This is a genomic window from Flavobacterium sasangense DSM 21067 (assembly GCF_000686885.1).
In the GTDB taxonomy this organism is placed as follows: Bacteria; Bacteroidota; Bacteroidia; order Flavobacteriales; family Flavobacteriaceae; genus Flavobacterium; species Flavobacterium sasangense.
The window spans coordinates 187,115-206,019 of record NZ_JMLU01000001.1 but is presented as its reverse complement, the minus strand read 5'-3'; the positions used below and the strand labels follow the sequence as shown (position 1 = coordinate 206,019).

Annotated in this window: 16 protein-coding genes; 9 read left to right on the top strand and 7 right to left on the bottom strand. The window is 31.7% G+C overall.

Annotated elements, in window-relative coordinates; translation table 11 throughout:
* Positions 1–73: 73 nt before the first annotated feature.
* From bamA to BP92_RS0100970, 5 genes are all read right to left on the bottom strand, one after another.
* Entirely contained in the window at positions 74–2,839 is a 2,766-nt protein-coding gene (gene bamA, locus BP92_RS0100990) for an outer membrane protein assembly factor BamA (RefSeq protein ID WP_026724326.1), read from the bottom strand.
* The gene (locus tag BP92_RS0100985) at positions 2,757–3,512 is read right to left on the bottom strand and encodes an isoprenyl transferase (RefSeq protein ID WP_026724325.1); all 756 of its coding nucleotides are present in this window, start codon (positions 3,510–3,512) and stop codon (positions 2,757–2,759) included. Before BP92_RS0100985 ends, bamA begins: the two co-directional genes overlap by 83 nt.
* Before the next feature lie 3 nt (positions 3,513–3,515).
* Positions 3,516–4,199: a type IX secretion system protein PorG gene (gene porG, locus BP92_RS0100980; protein WP_026724324.1), complete on the bottom strand. Its 684-nt coding sequence runs from the start codon at positions 4,197–4,199 to the stop codon at positions 3,516–3,518.
* 120 nt (positions 4,200–4,319) lie between these two features.
* On the bottom strand, positions 4,320–5,204 hold the full coding sequence (locus BP92_RS0100975) for an NAD kinase (protein ID WP_026724323.1): 885 nt from the start codon (positions 5,202–5,204) through the stop codon (positions 4,320–4,322).
* Positions 5,205–5,215: 11 nt separating this feature from the next.
* Positions 5,216–5,875 (bottom strand): CBS domain-containing protein, encoded by a 660-nt coding sequence (locus BP92_RS0100970; RefSeq protein WP_026724322.1) that lies wholly within the window; start codon positions 5,873–5,875, stop codon positions 5,216–5,218.
* A gap of 94 nt (positions 5,876–5,969) precedes the next feature.
* Here BP92_RS0100970 and BP92_RS0100965 point away from each other — a divergent pair, with 94 nt between their 5' ends.
* The 8 genes from BP92_RS0100965 (at position 5,970) to clpX (ending at position 14,350) form a co-directional block, all read left to right on the top strand.
* A complete protein-coding gene (locus BP92_RS0100965) occupies positions 5,970–6,683 on the top strand; it encodes a pyridoxine 5'-phosphate synthase (protein WP_026724321.1) in 714 nt (237 codons plus the stop codon).
* A 4-nt stretch (positions 6,684–6,687) separates the two neighbouring features.
* Entirely contained in the window at positions 6,688–7,449 is a 762-nt protein-coding gene (locus tag BP92_RS0100960) for an alpha/beta fold hydrolase (protein ID WP_026724320.1), read from the top strand.
* A gap of 118 nt (positions 7,450–7,567) precedes the next feature.
* A complete protein-coding gene (locus BP92_RS0100955) occupies positions 7,568–8,815 on the top strand; it encodes an OmpP1/FadL family transporter (RefSeq protein ID WP_026724319.1) in 1,248 nt (415 codons plus the stop codon).
* Positions 8,816–8,832: 17 nt separating this feature from the next.
* The gene (locus tag BP92_RS0100950) at positions 8,833–10,377 is read left to right on the top strand and encodes a lipase (protein ID WP_026724318.1); all 1,545 of its coding nucleotides are present in this window, start codon (positions 8,833–8,835) and stop codon (positions 10,375–10,377) included.
* Between the two features lie 77 nt (positions 10,378–10,454).
* Positions 10,455–10,799, top strand: coding sequence for a phage holin family protein (locus BP92_RS0100945; RefSeq protein ID WP_026724317.1), 345 nt, complete (start codon positions 10,455–10,457; stop codon positions 10,797–10,799).
* A 101-nt stretch (positions 10,800–10,900) separates the two neighbouring features.
* Positions 10,901–12,226 (top strand): trigger factor, encoded by a 1,326-nt coding sequence (gene tig, locus BP92_RS0100940; protein ID WP_026724316.1) that lies wholly within the window; start codon positions 10,901–10,903, stop codon positions 12,224–12,226.
* A gap of 162 nt (positions 12,227–12,388) precedes the next feature.
* Entirely contained in the window at positions 12,389–13,045 is a 657-nt protein-coding gene (gene clpP, locus BP92_RS0100935) for an ATP-dependent Clp endopeptidase proteolytic subunit ClpP (protein WP_026724315.1), read from the top strand.
* A 72-nt stretch (positions 13,046–13,117) separates the two neighbouring features.
* Positions 13,118–14,350 (top strand): ATP-dependent Clp protease ATP-binding subunit ClpX, encoded by a 1,233-nt coding sequence (clpX, locus tag BP92_RS0100930; protein ID WP_026724314.1) that lies wholly within the window; start codon positions 13,118–13,120, stop codon positions 14,348–14,350.
* Between the two features lie 220 nt (positions 14,351–14,570).
* Here the strand turns inward: clpX and BP92_RS0100925 are convergent, their stop codons facing one another.
* The gene (locus BP92_RS0100925) at positions 14,571–16,133 is read right to left on the bottom strand and encodes an OmpA family protein (protein WP_026724313.1); all 1,563 of its coding nucleotides are present in this window, start codon (positions 16,131–16,133) and stop codon (positions 14,571–14,573) included.
* 366 nt (positions 16,134–16,499) lie between these two features.
* On the bottom strand, positions 16,500–18,011 hold the full coding sequence (locus BP92_RS0100920) for a GH3 auxin-responsive promoter family protein (RefSeq protein WP_026724312.1): 1,512 nt from the start codon (positions 18,009–18,011) through the stop codon (positions 16,500–16,502).
* A 100-nt stretch (positions 18,012–18,111) separates the two neighbouring features.
* Here BP92_RS0100920 and BP92_RS0100915 point away from each other — a divergent pair, with 100 nt between their 5' ends.
* Positions 18,112–18,903 carry a DUF2797 domain-containing protein gene (locus tag BP92_RS0100915; RefSeq protein WP_026724311.1) on the top strand — a complete coding sequence of 264 codons (792 nt, stop codon included), beginning with the start codon at positions 18,112–18,114 and terminating at the stop codon, positions 18,901–18,903.
* The last annotated feature ends 2 nt before the right edge of the window (positions 18,904–18,905 follow it).

Genomic DNA, 18,905 nt, shown 5'->3' with positions numbered 1-18,905 from the left:
TAACTTAATAATTGCTAAACGTAATAAATAGTAAAATATTTTTACGAATTTAACAAAAAAGTACTAACAAACCTTAAAATTGTTGTCCAATAATAAAGTGTGTTTGCCAACCACTTTTAACTGTTTGCCCAGGAATTGGATCAAAACCATGTGCAAAATCAATTCCTAACAGTCCAAAAGCAGGCATAAATACACGTAAACCAACTCCTGCAGAACGCTGTAAATTAAAAGGGTTGTAGCTTTTAAAATCGTTATATGACGAACCAGCCTCAAGAAATGACAATGCATAAATAGAAGCGGATTGATTTAGTGTAATTGGATATCTTAATTCTAATGAGAATTTGTTATAAACTGTGGCACCAACCTGTTGTCCTTTCTGAGGGCCTTCTTCAAGAATAGGTGATAATGAATTGTTTGGATAACCTCTTAACTGAATAACTTCTCTTCCGTCAAGTGAGAAATTGGCTAATCCATCTCCTCCTAAATAGAATCTTTCAAATGGAACAACTCCTCTCTCACTATTATATGCTCCCATATATCCAAACTCTCCTAAAGTTCTTAAAACAAGTTTGTCCCAAATTCTAGTATACCAATCTCCTTTGAATTTAATTTTATAATATTCTAACCAATTAAATCTTTTTTGGTCTACTTTTCCTTGGTCTACTGCAGCATCACTCGGGTCTTCAACATAATAAACAGATACAATATTTCCATTAGCATCATAATTAGCTCCTATGTAATCACCTTCTCTTGGGATGATTCCTTGGTCTGTAGGGACGTAAGTGTAACCAAGAGTGCTTGAGTATTTTAATTTATATTCAGCTCTATTTTTCAGATCCCCGTAGTCAACTCCATTAAGTAATGAGTATGGAGGTGTGAATTTTGCCATCACACTAAATTCAGAACCTGATGTTGGAAATATTGGATTTACTCCTTTACTATTTCTAGTTAATCCTATAGTGTAGGTTAAGTTTCTTGATGAACCATTTCCAAATGTAAACAAACCTGTTTTGTAATTATTTAAATCATAGTACTGAAAAGAAATAGATTGTGACAAAACAAAGTAATCATCAGGCACAGTTAATCTTTTCGCAATACCTGTTGATAGCGAAATAATATTGAAACTTTGATCTTTTGTAACTGCTCTTGTTTGATAGTTGTATAAAAATTGTTTACTATATGAAAAAGAGGTTGAAAAACTCACAGGTTTTTTCCCTCCAAACCATGGCTCTGAGAAAGATAAACTGTAAGTTCTAAAATAAGAACTCCCCTGTAAGCGTAAAGACATTTTTTGTCCGTCTCCCATTGGTAATGGTTTGTATGCTTCTTTATTGAAAATATTTCTTGCTGAAAAATTGTTAAAAGACAAACCTAATGTACCTATGAATCCACCTCCACCGTAGCCACCTTGAAGTTCAACCTGACTAGATCCTTTTTCAACTACATTGTATTCAATATCAACTGTTCCTGCTTGAGGATCTACATTTTTAAAATCGGGTTTAATTGCTTCAGGGTCAAAGAAGCCTAATTGTCCAATTTCTCTAATAGAACGAATTAAATCATCCTTGCTGTATTTTTGTCCAGGTTTTGTTCTTAATTCTCTGTAGATTACGTGGTCATTTGTTCTGTCGTTTCCTACAACTGTAATTTTATTAAAATACGCTATTGGACCTTCTGTAATTCTAATCTCAAAATCAATAGTATCATTAACAGTTCTGATTTCTACAGGATTTATATTTGAAAACAAATATCCATTGTTTTGGTATAAATTAGTTAAATCTTCACCGTCGGGTTTGCTTTTGTCTGCAATTCGTTCTTCTAGAAGTGTACCATTATAAACATCACCCTTTTTAATCCCAAGATATGAATTTAAAAAATTATCAGTATAAACGGTATTACCTAAATAACGAATATCTCCAAAGTAGTATTTTCTACCTTCTTCAATTTTGACTTTTATAGCAATGGTGTTCTTCTTTTTGTCGTAACCAACGGAATCTGAAACAATTCTTGCATCACGATAACCGTTTTCTTTGTATTTGTTTACAACTGTATTTAAATCCTCTTTGTATTTTTCTTTTATAAATTTAGAAGCTTTAAATATTCGAATTGGATTTTTAACCTTTGTATTTTTTAAAGCTTTTTTTAGTTTTGAGTCTGTAATTTTAGTATTTCCTTCAAAATCAATTTTACTAACTTTAACCTTGCTTCCTTTGTCAATGTTAACCACCATTTTAACTTCATTTCCAGTGCTGTCTGGAATGGTATTTATGGCAACTTTTGCATTATAAAAACCGTCTTTTTTATATTTGTTTTCAATATAGTTTTTGGTAGTAGTTAGTAAATTTTCGTTTACTATTTTCCCTTTCTTTAAATCCGTTTCTTTGATTATCTCTTCAGACTTTCCTTTTTTTACTCCTTTGATTTTAACATCAGATATTTTTGGTAATTCATTGATGTTTAATTCAAGGTAAATACTATCGCCTTTAATTTCGTTGACATAAAAATTCACATCAGAAAATAATCCTAATTTCCAAAGTTTTTTAATAGCGATACTTATGTCTTCTCCAGGAACAATTATTGATTGTCCTTTTTCTAAACCAGTAAAGGTTGTTACAGTTTGTTCGTTATAGGAAATTTTTCCTGTAACAGATACCTTAGCTAATATGTATTCTTTTCCGTTTTCAAGTTTAGTGTCTTGAGAAAAAATGGCTGAGCTGTTTAGTAATATAAAAATTGAAAGTAGTTGTAATCCTTTTTTAAACATTTTTTTCGGGTATAATTTGTTCGCTAGTTTTTCCAAAGCGGCGTTCTCTTTTTTGATAACTAATAATTGCTTCATATAAATGATTTTCTGAAAAATCAGGCCAAAGGACTTCTGTGAAATAAAATTCTGCATAGGCTATTTGCCATAACAGGAAATTACTTATACGATGTTCGCCACTTGTTCTGATTACTAAATCGACATCTGGTAAATTGTGTGTGTAAAGATGCTGATTAATAATTGATTCGTCAATAGCCTCTTCAGAAATTATATTATTTTTAACTTTGTTTGAAATTTTTTTAACAGCTTGAATAAGTTCTTCTCTAGCACCATAACTCAATGCTAAAGTTAATGTCATCCTAGTGTTTTCAGAAGTTTTGTCTATTACTTCTTGTAATTCTTTTTGAACGCTTACGGGTAAATTTGTTAAATTTCCTATAGCATTTAATTTGATATTATTGGCTTGTAATGTTTTGATTTCCTTTTTTAAAGAAGAGATTAATAGTTTCATTAAGGTCTCTACTTCTAATTTTGGGCGATTCCAATTTTCAGTTGAAAACGCATAAAGAGTAAGGTTTTTTATCCCAAGTTTGGCACAAGTTTCAACAGTGGTTTTAACCGACTTGGTTCCACTTTCATGACCCAATGCTCGAATTAATCCCTTTTGTTTAGCCCATCTTCCATTTCCATCCATAATTATGGCTAAATGTTGTGGTAGAGTTGCTGTATTTATTTGTTGAACTAGCTCCATTTTTTATTCTGCGCAAAAACAAGGGTTTTTGCCAAATGTGTATGTTAATGTTAAACCGGTAAATACATACCAATCATTACTATTTAAATTCCCAAAACGCAACGTTTCAAAATTGTTATTTTTGGGATTACTTCCGTCTAAATTGTCAGTAAATGTATATCGAAATCCTATTTCGGCACCAATTACAAAATTCTGAAAAAATCGACCTTTTAATCCTATCACCATTGGTATAGCAAAAGCACTACTTTGATAATCGACATGGCTTGTATTGCCTAATATGTAAATTTCATCATAAATAAAATAACTTACACCACTGTAAACATAAGGAGAAACCTTTGTTTTAGAATCATGTAAATCAAAATCCATAAAATTAAATTCTAATCCAGCAGAAAATTCTTTTACGCTATTTTCAAATGAATTTCCTCTTAGGTTTCTACTTGGAACATCGCTGTCTGTATCTTTCGATTTCAAACTACCTTGGGTATATGAAAAACGATAAGCATGGCGAGGACTTCTGTTCCATTTATATAAAATTCCAATTGCAGGTTCATTTGGCGCGATATAGGTCGTTGGACCAACATCACCAATATAATTAACACCACCAACAAATACACCTAATTCGTTTATTTGAGCATGTGTGCTAAACCCGCAGAAAATCAGCGATATATAGATTAAAAAGTACTTCATTTTTTAAAATAGTTTGCAAATATAACAATAATGACTTCTTATCCCTATTTTAAAGGATTTTTTTGTTGTCTTTTGATAAACTAAAAACGTTAAAAAACGAAAAATGATATAATAAAGGTGTTAATTTCTTTTGTCTTCTCCCCAAAGTAGTTTTTTTCGAATCGTATTTAGGAATGATTCTTCTTTAAATTCAATGATTGAAATGGTAAAAGGTGATTTTTTAATTTTAACAATCGTGTCTTTTGAAACTGCCGATATTCTGGAATCTAATGAAATTAAAAATTGTTCTTCTCGACCCGAAATTCGAAGCTCAATTTCCATATCATCAGTTATTACTAATGGTCTGGCATTTAAATTGTGAGGTGCCATTGGAGTTATAACTAAGCTTTCTACATTTGGAGTAAGAACAGGTCCGCCGCAACTTAGTGAATATCCAGTTGAACCAGTTGGAGTCGAAACGATTAAACCATCTGCCCAATAGGATGTAAGGTATTCCCCATTTAAATACGTAATAATAGTAATCATCGAAGTGGTATCTTTTCTTGCAACCGTAACTTCGTTTAGAGCAAAATCTAATTCTCTAAAATTATCGTATTCGGGAGTAGTTTCAATGCTCAATAAACTTCTCTTAGAAATAGCATAGTCATTGTCTAATAATTTTTGTAAAAGAGGTTCAATATTATCAAATTGAATAGTTGCTAAGAAACCTAATCTTCCGGCATTAATTCCTATAATGGGAATGTTTTTATCTCTAACAAAAGTGGCTGCTTTTAAAATGGTTCCGTCGCCACCAATACTTATTAAAGCTTTAAAATCATTATTTAATGTTTTGTGGCAGGAATAGGTTTCGTAGTTTTTTGAAACGATATTTTTTTCTTTTAAAATGTCTAAAAAATGTGCTTCAAAAGCAATTTCAATCTCTTTTGATTCTAAAAAAGCCACTACTTTTTGAACCGTTTCTGCCGTACTATTTTGATAATATTGACCAAATAATGCTATTTTCATTACGATCTATTTTAAATATTTAAGTATTTGTCTAAGTAATCTGAACGTTCTTTTAAGCTATTTAAATAAGAATCTTCCTGATGTTCCGAAATAATTTCATATTCATAACGTCTAAATGTTTGAATAATATCATTTAAACCACTTTGACTTATTTTTGTAGTAATTTCTACTTTATTTCCTACAACATTCGAAATAAATAATCCTAAAATTTTAGCATTATTACTTTCAATAATTTGAGCTACTTGACTCATAGAAAATTTATCCGATTCTTTTTCTACGACAATAATTCCGCCTTCTTCTTTTAAGAATGGCGTTTCATGAAAAAATCGAATTACATCTTCAAGTTCGTAATATCCTAAATAAGTATTTTTGTCATCTAAAACCGGAATTAAGTTGCTTTCATTTTTGGCAAAAATTTCTAAAACATCAAGCCAAATTGTTGTTGTGCGAACAAAAAAACGTTCAAAATGAAATCGACTATCATTAATAATGGCATTGCTATTTAAAAGTTCTACATTTTCTTTACTAACGCATCCTATATATATACCATCTTCGGTAACTGGAAAATGTGTGTAAGGAAAATCCAAAAATAAATCCTGTGCTTCAGCGATAGAATCGGTGTGTTTTAGCGGTTTTATTTCGTTATTGATGTAGCTTGTTAAATTATTCATTGTGGATGGGATGAAAATATATCGCAAAATAATCAAAAAATACCACATGCTAGCTAACTTATACTTTGTATTTTTGTATAAATTAAAAATTATTATGACAAAGTTATCCGTAAATATCAACAAAATAGCCACGCTTCGTAATTCAAGAGGAGGAAATGTGCCTGATTTATTGAAAGTTGCAAAAGACATTCAGCAATTTGGTGCTGATGGAATCACCATTCATCCAAGACCTGATGAAAGACACATTCGCTATCAAGATGCTCGCGATTTAAAATCGGTAGTTTACACCGAATATAATATTGAAGGAAATCCACAACATAATTTTATTGATTTGGTTTTAGAGTGCAAACCTACTCAAGTGACTTTGGTTCCTGATGCTATTGGAGCATTAACTTCAAATGCAGGTTGGGATACAATAAAACATCAATCCTATTTAGTGGAGGTAATTCAAGAATTTCAAAGAAATGGAATCCGAACTTCTATTTTTGTAGATGCCGATGAAAAAATGATTGAAGGTGCAAAAGCAACTGGCACAGAAAGAATCGAATTGTATACCGAATCTTTCGCGCACGAATATGGTTTGGGAAACAAAAAAGGGATTGAGCCATACGTAAAAGCGGCAATCAAGGCGAATGAACTAGGATTAGGAATTAATGCAGGACATGATTTGAGTTTGGAAAATATTAAGTTTTTTAAAGATAATATTCCTGGTTTGCTTGAAGTTTCGATTGGTCATGCTTTAATTTCAGAATCTTTATATTTAGGATTGGAAAATGTAGTGAATATGTATCTTCAAAAATTGAAATAAGATGTTGTTGCATTCAAGAATAGAAGGCGAAGGAAAACCGTTAGTGATTATCCATGGTTTTTTAGGGATGTCAGACAATTGGAAAACTTTAGGAACTCAATTTGCTAATGAAGGCTTCCAAGTTCATGCTTTAGATTTACGAAATCACGGTAAAAGTTTTCATTCCGAAGAATTTTCATATGATATTATGGTAGAAGATGTTAAGAAATATTGTGATTATCATAATTTAAAAGATATCAATATTATCGGGCATTCGATGGGCGGAAAAGTTGCAATGCTTTTAGCAACAACTTATCCTGAATTGGTTTCTAAATTAATAGTAGCGGATATTGGTCCAAAATATTATGCGCCACATCACCAAACCATTTTGGCAGCATTGAATGCAGTTGATTTTGCTAAAAAACCGAGTAGAGGAGAAGTGGAAGAAATTGTTGCAGGATACATTAAAGATTTCGGAACCCGACAGTTTTTACTGAAAAATTTATATTGGGCTTCTCAAGAGCAACTTGCATTTCGTTTCAATCTAAAAGTTTTTAATGAAAAAATCGAAACTATCGGAACAGCTTTGCCTTTTGAAAACACTTTTAGTAAAGAGGCTCTTTTTTTAAGAGGAGATAAATCAGATTACATTTTAGATGGTGATTTTGAAACAATCTATCATCATTTTCCAAAAGCAAAAATTGAAACGGTAAAAAATGCAGGACATTGGTTGCATGCTGAAAATCCAAAAGATTTTTATTTGTATGTAATAGATTTTATTAAATAAAAGGGCAAAAAATTATGCATGCATAATTTTTTTGTTAAAAAATTTGTAAAATTCATAATTTGTTTTAATTTTGAGGTTAAGATTTTACAAACAAAGAAAAACTAACACATTTTACATTATGAGAAAATTACTTTCTTTAACATTATTGGCTTTGGCTGGCTCTACTGCTTTTGCAGGTGGATATAGAGTAAGTATTCAAGGTCAAAAGCAATTGGCTATGGGGCACACGGGTGTTGCTGTAGTTAATAGTGCTGAGGTTGCATTTTTCAATCCAGCGGGTATGGTTTATTTAGACAAAAAATTCAACTTGTCTGTTGGAGCGAATGCTTTATTTGCAAATGTTAAATTTCAAAATTCAACTTATAATTGGACTGCAGAAAGTAAAAATGTAGGAACTCCTTTTAGTGTTTATGCAACTTATAAATTGAATGATTGGTTAACAGCTGGTTTAGCGGTGTACACTCCTTATGGTAGTGCAGTTGATTGGGATCAAGATTGGGAAGGGGCTCATTTAGTTAATAATATTGATTTACAAGCAATTTTTGTTCAACCTTCGGTTTCAATTAGAATGGGAGAGCACTTTAGTTTAGGTGGTGGTGTTATTTACGCTTCAGGTTCAGTTAATTTAAATAGAAATCTTTCAATGAATCCATTGCTTTCTGATGATGGTCAACCTTCAGATGTAACAATTGATGCAAAAGGAATTACGGCATGGGGTTATACAGCTGGTTTCATGTTCAATCCAACAGATAAATTAAGAATTGGTATGAATTACCGTTCTGAAATTATCATGGAGGCTCGCGATGGAGATGCAATTTATAATGACACACCAACTTTTAACCCATTAGCAAACACAACATTTAATGCAGATTTACCTTTGCCAGCTGAATTAACAGTGGGATTGTCTTATCAAGTTACAGATAAATGGTTATTAGCTTTTGACTATAATAGAACAATGTGGAGCGCTTATGAAGCTTTAGATGTAACATTTGGAAATGGTACAGAATCATTAAATCCAAGAAATTATCAAAATGTAAGTACTTATAGAGTTGGTACTCAATATAAAGCAAATGATAAATTTACTTTTAGAGCAGGTTATTATTTTGATGAAAGTCCAGTTCAAGATGGTTATTTTGCTCCAGAAACTCCAAGAAATGACTCAATGGGATATACAGGTGGTTTAACATATCAAGTAAATAGTAAGTTAGGTGTTGATTTCTCATTCTTGTATTTACATTTTGATGAAATTGATAATTCATATAATCATTCAACTGATCCAATATCTGGACAGCCAAATCCTGACTTTGGAGGGACATATAAATCAGTTGTTTTCTCACCAGGTATTGGTATAACTTACGGTTTCTAATTTAAACTTAAAGAAAAATGAAAAATAAATTTATATATTTAGCTGTTTTAGCTGCTGGTTTTGCTTCGTGTGAACCAGAATTTGAAAATGAAGTAAATGCAAATTATACTTCGGGTGATGCTGACTTTTCAACCTATGTAGCAGTTGGAAATTCATTAACTGCAGGTTATATGGATGGGACGGTTTCTAGAGTAGGGCAAACGTATTCATTTCCTAATCTTTTAGCTCAAAAATTTGCTCTTGTTGGTGGTGGAGCATTTACTCAACCATCATATGCAGATGATGTTAGTGGTTTTGGGGGATTAAAGTTATATGGAAACATTATTTCAGGAACTAGAAGAATTATTGATGCAAGTGCTGGAGGAGTAGAGTATATTGGAGGTACTGCAGATATGTCAGGACCTGTTGATATTGAAATTTCGAATCCTTTACAACAAACGGCATATAATAACATGGGGGTTCCTGGAGCAAAATCGTTTCATTTATTGGCGCCAGGTTATGGAAACATTGCTGGTGTGGCTTTAGGGCAATCAAATCCTTATTTTGTTAGACATGCAACTTCTCCATCTGCTACAGTTTTAGGAGATGCTATGTCGAAAAATCCAACTTTCTTTACCAATTGGATTGGAGCTAATGATGTTTTAGCTTATGCTACTAACGGTGGTGCAAAATCAGACGGAGTAACTCCTGCAGATGACCATAATGTTACAGGAAATTTGAATCCAGCAACTTATGGAAGTAATGATATTACGAATGCTAATGTGTTTGCAAGTGTTTATTCAACTATAGTTAACACTTTAATCTCAGGTGGAGCTAAAGGAGTTGTAGCGACAGTTCCAAGTGTAACATCTATTCCTTATTTTACGACAGTTCCGTTTAATCCAGTTCCTTTAGATAATGCAACTGCAGCTCAATTGAATAGTGTTTATGCTGCATATAATGGTGGTTTAGATTTGGCTTTTTCGAATGGTTTAATTACGAATCAAGAAAGATTGAAAAGAAAAGTTAACTTTGTTGCAGGAAAAAATCCTGTTGTAATAGTTGATAGCGATTTAACGGATTTATCTGGATTGGGAATACCTTCTTATAGAATGACTACTTCACAAGATTTAATAGTTTTACCTGCAAGTTCTTTTATTGGTACTTTAGTTGGTGGAAATGCATCATTAATTAATGGAGTGAGTGTACCACTTTCTAATAAATGGGTGTTGACAGCTAATGAAAAAGCAAAAGTAGCAAACGCTACTGCAGCATATAATGCGGCTATTGTTTCAATTGCTAATGCTAATGGTTTAGCGGTAGCAGACATGAATCAAATAATGAATCAATTAGTAGGTGGTTTAAGAATTGAAACTGGTCAAGTTTACACGGCTAATTATTTTAGTGGAGTTGCAAATGAATGGAAAGTACTATTTTCATTAGATGGAGTTCATCCTAATGCTCGTGGATACGCTGTAATTGCAAATGAAATAATTAAAGTAATTAATCGTCATTATAATTCAAACTTACCATTACATAATGCGGGTTCTTTCCCAGGAATTAATATTGTAGGTTCAAATTAAATTTGAAAAAAAATAGTTAAAAAAGGCATCATTATTGATGCCTTTTTTTGTAATTTTAAATTTCTAAAAAAGATAAAATGAATTTATTAATTAAACTTCTTATTAGTACAATAGTAGTTTTTGTGCTGTCTTATTTTTTACCAGGTGTTCATGTTACTGATTTAACTGGAGCTTTGTTAGTTGCAGTAGTTTTAGGTCTTTTGAATACATTTTTAAAGCCTATTTTAGTATTGCTTACTATTCCAGTAACTTTTTTTACACTTGGTTTATTCTTATTGGTAATCAATGCTATAATAATTTTAATCTGCGATTATTTTATTGTAGAGTTTCGAGTTGATGGATTTGTAGATGCACTTTTGTTTAGTGTCTTGTTGTCTATTATTCAGTCAATTTTAAATAAAATCTTTGTTAGTGAGGATTAATTTTTAGCGAATTGAATTTCAGTAAATTAAAAACTTGTTTGGGTTGCAAAAATTCTATAATTTTGCAACCCAAATTTTATGGTACTTAAACAAAAGAAATAATGAACATTACAAAAACGCAAGTTGATGATTTAAATGCTATTGTAACGGTAGCAATTACGAAAGAAGATTATTCAGATAAAGTAGAAAAAGTATTAGCTGACTATAGAAAAAATGCATCGGTTCCAGGTTTTAGAAAAGGTGGAGTTCCAATGAGTTTAATTCAAAAACAATATGGTAAAGCTGTGTTGTTAGATGAAGTAAACAAAATTTTACAATCGTCTTTAAATGATTATTTAGTAGCCGAGAAATTAGATATTTTGGGTAATCCACTTCCAAAAGTAACAGAAGATTTCAATTGGGATAATGATAACTTATCATTTGATTTCGAGTTAGGATTAGCGCCTCAGTTTTCAGTAGACTTAACAGCTAAAAATAATGTTACAAAATTCAACGTTATTGCTGATGATAAAATGTTGAATGAGCAAGTAGAAAGAATCCAAAAACAATACGGAAAATTAATTTCTCAATCTGAAGTAAAAGCAGACTTCGAAGTAAGAGGAACTTTTACAAATGAAGAAAAAGGAATCAACGCTCCAGCTAACTTTGGTTTAGATATTTTTGCTGATAAAAAAGCAGCAAAAGCATTCATTGGTAAAAAAGTAGGTGATGTTGTAACTATCGGAACAAAAGGTTTATTTGACGATGATCATAAATTAATGGATTACTTAAAAGTAGGTCATGATGATGTTCATGGTTTAGATATCAATGTTGATTTTACAATTGAAGAAATCAATTCGGTTGAAAAAGCAGAATTAAACCAAGAATTATTAGATAAATTATTCGGACCTGGAGTTCTTTCTTCAGTTGAAGATTTAAAAGCTAGAATCAAAGAAGATGCTGAAGCACAATTTGCGCAACAAGCAGATCAAAAATTCTTAAACGATGTTACAGAATTCTTAATCGAAACTACAAAATTCGATTTGCCAGCAGAATTCTTAAAAAGATGGATTCAAAATGTAGGTGAAACACCTTTAACTGCTGAACAAGCAGAAGAAGAATTCGCAAGATCTGAAAAAGGATTACGTTTCCAATTAATCGAAGGAAAAGTAATGGCTGATAACAATTTACAAATCACTTTCGAAGATTTAAAAGCACATACTGCTGATTTAATTAAGAAACAAATGGCACAATTTGGTCAATTAAATCCATCAGAAGATGAAATTAACGGAATTGTAGCTCGCGTAATGTCAAACCAAGACGAGGTGAAACGTTTATCAGAACAAGTAATGAGCGAAAAAATGTTAGGTCTTTACAAAGAAAAAGTAAAAGCTAAAACGAAAGAAGTAAATTACGAGCAATTCATCAAAGAAATGTACGGAGAATAATATCTCACAAAAAATAATTATCTTTGAGCGTCAGACTAGTTTTGGCGCTTTTTTATTGAAACCATTTTGTTTCATAAAATAAAAGATAACTATTTAAAATATAATGTTTTTTAGTTCAACCTATTTAAACTTTTAAACGCTTAAACATTTAAACAAAAAATTATGAACTACGGAAAAGAATTTAAAAAATATGCTACAAAGCATCACGGAGTAAACAGTTTATATTACGATAAAATCGTTAGCAGTATGACGCCTTATATCATTGAAGAACGCCAGTTAAACGTAGCTTCAATGGATGTTTTCTCTCGTTTAATGATGGATAGAATCATTTTCTTAGGAACGGGAGTTGATGATTATGTAGCAAACATTATCCAAGCGCAATTGTTGTTTTTAGAGAGCGTTGATGCTTCTAAAGATATCAGTATTTATATCAATTCTCCAGGAGGAAGTGTGTATGCTGGATTAGGAATTTACGATACTATGCAATTCGTAAAACCTGATGTGGCAACAATTTGTACAGGAATGGCAGCTTCAATGGGAGCCGTTTTATTATGTGCTGGAGCAGAAGGAAAACGTTCGGCTTTACCACATTCACGAGTAATGATTCACCAACCATCAGGAGGTGCGCAAGGAGTTGCGACTGATATGGAAATCAACTTGAAGGAAATGTTGAAATTAAAAGAAGAATTATACCAAATCATTTCGCAACATTCAAAACAACCTTACGATAAAGTCTATAAAGACAGCGAAAGAGATTATTGGATGATTGCTGCCGAAGCAAAAGAATACGGAATGATTGATGAGGTTTTAACAAGATAATTTAAAAAGTAATTAGTGATTAGTAAAAAGTGATAAGCTATTTACTAATCACTTTTCACTAATCACTAAAAAATGGCTAAAGAAGTATTAGAGTGTTCATTCTGCGGAAGGAAAAAGCCTGAAACCAATTTATTAATTGCAGGGATTAATGCGCATATTTGCGACAAGTGTATCGAACAAGCACACGGAATTGTATTAGAAGAATTAAAACAATCAGGTAATTCGAATTTGATTGCCGATTTGATTCTTTTAAAACCGAAAGAAATCCGTGCGTTTTTAGATGATTATGTAATTGGACAAGACCAAACGAAAAAAGTAATGAGTGTGGCGGTTTACAATCACTACAAACGTTTGATGCAAGTGCAATTAGAAGACGAAGTTGAGATCGAAAAAAGTAACATCTTAATGGTTGGTCAAACCGGAACGGGTAAAACATTAGTAGCAAAAACCATTGCTAAAATGTTGAATGTTCCATTGGCTATCGTTGATGCAACTGTTTTAACAGAAGCGGGTTATGTAGGAGAAGATGTAGAAAGTATCTTAACTCGTTTGTTACAAGCTGCCGATTATGATGTAGCTAAAGCTGAAAGAGGAATCGTATTTATTGACGAAATTGATAAAATTGCTCGTAAAAGCGATAATCCATCGATAACTCGTGATGTTTCGGGTGAAGGTGTGCAACAAGCGTTGCTGAAATTACTTGAAGGAACGGTTGTAAATGTTCCACCAAAAGGAGGCAGAAAACATCCCGACCAAAAATTTGTTGAGGTAAATACACAAAATATCTTATTCATCGCTGGTGGTGCTTTCGACGGAATTGAAAGAATCATTTCAAAACGTTTGAATAGACAAGCAGTTGGTTATAGTTCATCTATTGGAACAGACCAAATTGATAAAGATAATTTGTTACAATATTTGATTCCAAAAGACGTAAGAGATTTTGGATTAATTCCAGAAATTATTGGTCGTTTACCAGTTCTAACTCACATGGATCCTTTAGATGCGGAAACTTTAAGAGCTATTTTAACGGAGCCTAAAAATGCCTTAGTAAAACAATATAAGAAATTGTTTGAAATGGATGAAGTAACTTTAGATATTGAAGAAGAAGCTTTGGATTATATTGTGTCAAAAGCTCTAGAGTATAAACTTGGAGCCAGAGGTTTACGTTCGTTATGTGAAGCTATTTTAACCGATGCTATGTACGAATTGCCAAGTTCTGATGACAAACACTTACAAGTTACAAAAGAATATGCTGAAAACAGTTTGAGTAAAAATTTATTACAAAGATTGAAAGCTGTTTCCTAATTAGAAAGTAATAGAAATAAAAAGGTCGCCATTGGCGACCTTTTTTTATGATTAAGCATTTTTCTTTTGCTCGATTGTTTTGGTTTGTTTAGCATTTACATAGCTTGATTTACAACTCCAGCCGCTAGAGCATGATGTTAATAATACAATTGTTGATAAGGCTAATACTAGAGAGATTTTTTTCATTTTTTTATAGTTGTGATTAATTGAGAGTGTGCTTTTATTTTACGATTTTGAATTCAACCCTTCTATTTGTTTGGTCTTGTTTAGCTGAACATTTTTCGCATTTTTCTAACAATTCGCTTTCACCAAAACCTTTGTAAGTTAATTGCGTTGCTGGAATACCTTTTTTAAGTAAATATTGATATGCAGATTTTGCTCTACTTTCAGAAAGTGTTTGGTTGTAAGTTTCAGAACCTTTGCTATCGGTGTGTGCATTAATTGTAATACTCATGTTTGTATTGTTCTTAAGAACTTCAACAATTTTGTTCAACGATAATTCAGATTCTTTTTTAATTGTTGATTTATTGAAATCAAAATAAATATTTTCAATTACAATTGCATCTTCAGTAACTACTGCTTTTTTCTGAGTTAAAGCAATGTTTTTATCGGTATCACCTGTTGCAATATTTAATTTTTTAGTTTCGTAACCATCTTTATTAACTACAACATTGTAAGTTGTTAATGGCTCTAGAACTAATTTAATTTTACCATTATTATCAGATTGAGTTTCTGCTAATTTAGTTCCAAATTCGTCAGTTACAACAACTGTTGCGTTTGGTAAAGCTGTTTTAGTAACTTCTTCAACTACAGTATAGCTAAAGTGTAAATTTTCTTGCTTTTTAATTTCGAATTTTAAAATATCAAAATTACCCGATTGTTTTTTATCTGTTGAAATATATCCTTTAGAAGGAGAAGTCATCACAAAAGCAACATCGTCTCTTCTTGAATTTAAATCAGTACCTAAATTCATAGCTGTTAAGAATGAATTGTCAACATAAGCCGATCTAAATACATCATAACCACCTAAATTTAAATGTCCTTTCGAAGAAAAATATAAATATTTGCTGTCAGAAGACATATAAGGATATTTCTCATCGTCTGCAGTATTTACGTTTGGACCTAAGTTAACTAATTTTCCTATAGTTCCATCTTCTGCAATGGTAGCTTCATAAATATCAAATCCACCAAATCCACCAGGAATGTTTGAAGCAATATAGATTTTCTTTCCGTCAGGAGAAACGCTTGGAGTTTCAGCTGAATATTGCTCAGGAACTACATTTAAATTAGTAATGTTTGTCCATTTTTTAGCATCTTTCTCATTAAGAGTTGCTTTGTGTAGGGTAAATAATTGTTTATTATTAGGGTTTTCTTGAGTAAAGAAAATAGTTCTTTGGTCAGAAGAAAATCCGATTGAACCTTCATCGTTTTCAGAATCCAACGCTTGAGAGAAAAGTAATGGAAAAGATAAGTTTCCGTCTTCTTTTACATCTACACAGTATAAGTTATTGTTTGGAGTATTTGTAATTGGATTAACAGTTACATCAGCATGTCTTCTTTTTTTATTAGATAAGATGATGTATTTGTTCTTAAAGAAAGTGGTACCAATTTCATTTAATTCTGTATTGATTCCCGTATCACTAGTAATGAAGCTAATTCCTTTTGTGTTTTTATTGATTGCATTTACAATTGCTTCTGCTCCTTCTGAACGTTTTGGCTCTTGTCCAAAAGATACTAAGCTTCCTAAAAGTAAAAATAACGTAAGGATTTTGTTTAGTTTCATAATTTAAATACTTAAATAATAGTTAGTTAATCTAGGGGTTAAATCGGGCGCAAAATTAGAGCTATTTTTAATAAAAAAAATTTTCTAACCATTTATTTATTGACTATCAGTCAAAAAACCGATATAATGCAAAAAAAATCGATTTACTGCATTTTGAGTAAATCGATTTTCTTGAAGATTTCGCAATAAAACCAAATTAACAATATTGGTTTTTATAGAATTCGTTATTAAAATAACTTTTTTTAGTTTTTTCTATTGTGTTTTCGCACTTTCTGTAAGGGCCACATTTATAACGTCTTGGTCCGCATGATACTGTTATTAGGACCAATGTCATAAGGGTATATATTATCTTCTTTTCATACTGTTTTATTGTAGTGTTAATAGGCTTTCCAGATAATTTCGCTCATTAGAAAGTCTTGGTACTTTGTGTTGACCACCTAGTTTATCTTGTTGTTTTAACCAATCATAAAAAAGATTTTCACGAGCCACATTTAATACTAACGGATTTAAGGTCATGTTGTTGTAACGTTTGGCTTCGTAATCCGAATTGATACTTTGAAGATTTTCATCTAAAACCTTTCTAAAATTCTCTATATTGTCTGGTTTGGTTTTAAATTCAATAATCCATTCATGTGCCCCTTTTTGTTTATCACTCATAAAAATGGGAGCAACCGTATAATCCATAATTTCACAATTGAATTCTTTACAAGTTTTGGTCAATGCAGTATCGGTATTTTCAACCATCAATTCTTCTCCAAAAACGTTGATGTGATGCTTCGTTCTGCCGGTTACTTTTATTCGGTATGGATTTAATGAGGTAAATCGAATGGTATCTCCAATTAAATAACGCCATAAACCCGAGTTAGTAGTAATTACCAAAGCATAATTTTTATTCAATTCTACTTGATTTAATCGAATTACACGTTGGTTTAGTGTTCCAAATGTATCCATTGGAATGAATTCGTAGAAAATGCCATAATCCAGCATCAACAATAATTCGCTCGAATCATTTTGATCTTGAATCGCAAAAAAGCCTTCCGAAGCATTGTAAATTTCGTAGTATTTGAAATCATCTTTTGGAAATAATTTTTTGTATTGCTCTCTATAAGGATCAAAATTTACACCACCATGAAAATACACTTCTGCATTTGGCCAAAGCTCTAATAGGTTTGATTTTCCAGTAGTTTCTAATGTTTTTTGCAATAAAACCATCATCCAACTTGGAACTCCAGCTAAACTCGTTACATTTTCATTAATAGTTTCGTTAATAATGGCTGGAAGTTTTGTTTCCCAATCGCCCATTAAGGAAATTTTGCTGCTTGGAGTGGAACTAAATTCGGCCCAAATCGGCATATTGTCAATTAAAATGGCAGATAAATCACCAAAGAACGTGTTGTTGTCTTCGTATAATTGCTTGCTTCCGCCTAAACGTAAACTCTTTCCTGTAAACATTTGCGAGTCTTCGTTGTTGTTTAAATACAAACACAATAAGTCTTTACTCGCTTTGTAATGACAATTTTCTAAGGCTTCCGAACTCACCGGAATAAATTTGCTCTTAGCATTAGTCGTTCCGCTTGATTTTGCAAACCATTTGATGTTAGAATTCCAAAAAACATTTTGTTCGCCTTGTCTTGTTCGTTCAATTAAAGGTTCTAACTCTTCATAGGTAGAAACAGGAATTCGCTCACTAAAAGTGGTGTAATTCTTCATAGAAGAAAAGTCATATTTTCTACCAATTTGCGTGTTTTCAGCTGATTTTATAAGGTTGAAAATCAATTCTTCTTGTACTTCATGCGGATATTTTAAAAACAATTCCATTTGATGAATTCGTTTCTTCAAAATCCAAGTGGCAACAGAATTTATAATTTGTAATGGCATTTACCTATTTCTAATTTTGAATTATTAAAACGGAATAATAACTTTACCAAAAATAGCATTTTTTTTAAATAATCAAACGAAAAAGTAAATCTTAACACAAATGAATTATCAAGGCACGCTAAGTAAAATGCAAACCGAATTTGGAAACCCAATTCAATACTATTTGGTTTTTGAAAATAGTTTTTTAAACCTGAACCAATTATTAGGAAAACCAATGGAAATAGAGTTTCAAGGCTACCAATGTTTGAATTGCGGAAAAGCTAAGAAAATTTTTCGTCAAGGATTTTGTTACGATTGTTTTATGAGCAGCCCAGCAGTAGGGGATTGGATTATGAAGCCCGAATTAAGCACCGCTCATTTAGATATTGAAGACCGCGATTTAGAATACGAAAAGCGTGTACAATTACAACCTCATGTAGTGTATTTAGCGTTATCAAGTGAAGTAAAAGTTGGTGTAACCAGAAAAACTCAAGTTCCTACAAGATGGATTGACCAAGGCGCCGTGCAAGCCATTCCAATTGTAGAAGTTCCAAACAGATATTTAGCGGGAATTACCGAAGTAGCATTGAAAAACCATTTTGCTGATAAAACCAATTGGCAAAAAATGCTAAAAAACGAATATTTACAAATGGATTTGATTGCAGAACGCAATAAAGTTTTCGATTGGTTACCAACCGAAGTAAAAGATTATTTTCCAAAAGAAGAAAAAATCATTCAGCTCGATTTTCCAGTGTTGCAATATCCTAAAAAAGTAACGAGTTTAAATTTAGATAAAACTCCCAATTTCTCAGGAACCTTAACTGGAATTAAAGGCCAATACTTACTTTTTGAAGACGGAACCGTTTTTAACGTAAGAACGTATGAAGGTTATGTGGTGAAGATGAGTTTATAAAA

Bases quoted from the DNA above. Each gene is read 5' to 3' on its own strand.
- bamA (WP_026724326.1), bottom strand. From the start codon at position 2,839: ATGAAGCAATTATTAGTTATCAAAAAAGAGAACGCCGCTTTGGAAAAA.
- BP92_RS0100985 (WP_026724325.1), bottom strand. From the start codon at position 3,512: ATGGAGCTAGTTCAACAAATAAATACAGCAACTCTACCACAACATTTA.
- porG (WP_026724324.1), bottom strand. From the start codon at position 4,199: ATGAAGTACTTTTTAATCTATATATCGCTGATTTTCTGCGGGTTTAGC.
- BP92_RS0100975 (WP_026724323.1), bottom strand. From the start codon at position 5,204: ATGAAAATAGCATTATTTGGTCAATATTATCAAAATAGTACGGCAGAA.
- BP92_RS0100970 (WP_026724322.1), bottom strand. From the start codon at position 5,875: ATGAATAATTTAACAAGCTACATCAATAACGAAATAAAACCGCTAAAA.
- BP92_RS0100965 (WP_026724321.1), top strand. From the start codon at position 5,970: ATGACAAAGTTATCCGTAAATATCAACAAAATAGCCACGCTTCGTAAT.
- BP92_RS0100955 (WP_026724319.1), top strand. From the start codon at position 7,568: ATGAGAAAATTACTTTCTTTAACATTATTGGCTTTGGCTGGCTCTACT.
- BP92_RS0100950 (WP_026724318.1), top strand. From the start codon at position 8,833: ATGAAAAATAAATTTATATATTTAGCTGTTTTAGCTGCTGGTTTTGCT.
- BP92_RS0100945 (WP_026724317.1), top strand. From the start codon at position 10,455: ATGAATTTATTAATTAAACTTCTTATTAGTACAATAGTAGTTTTTGTG.
- tig (WP_026724316.1), top strand. From the start codon at position 10,901: ATGAACATTACAAAAACGCAAGTTGATGATTTAAATGCTATTGTAACG.
- clpP (WP_026724315.1), top strand. From the start codon at position 12,389: ATGAACTACGGAAAAGAATTTAAAAAATATGCTACAAAGCATCACGGA.
- clpX (WP_026724314.1), top strand. From the start codon at position 13,118: ATGGCTAAAGAAGTATTAGAGTGTTCATTCTGCGGAAGGAAAAAGCCT.
- BP92_RS0100925 (WP_026724313.1), bottom strand. From the start codon at position 16,133: ATGAAACTAAACAAAATCCTTACGTTATTTTTACTTTTAGGAAGCTTA.
- BP92_RS0100920 (WP_026724312.1), bottom strand. From the start codon at position 18,011: ATGCCATTACAAATTATAAATTCTGTTGCCACTTGGATTTTGAAGAAA.
- BP92_RS0100915 (WP_026724311.1), top strand. From the start codon at position 18,112: ATGAATTATCAAGGCACGCTAAGTAAAATGCAAACCGAATTTGGAAAC.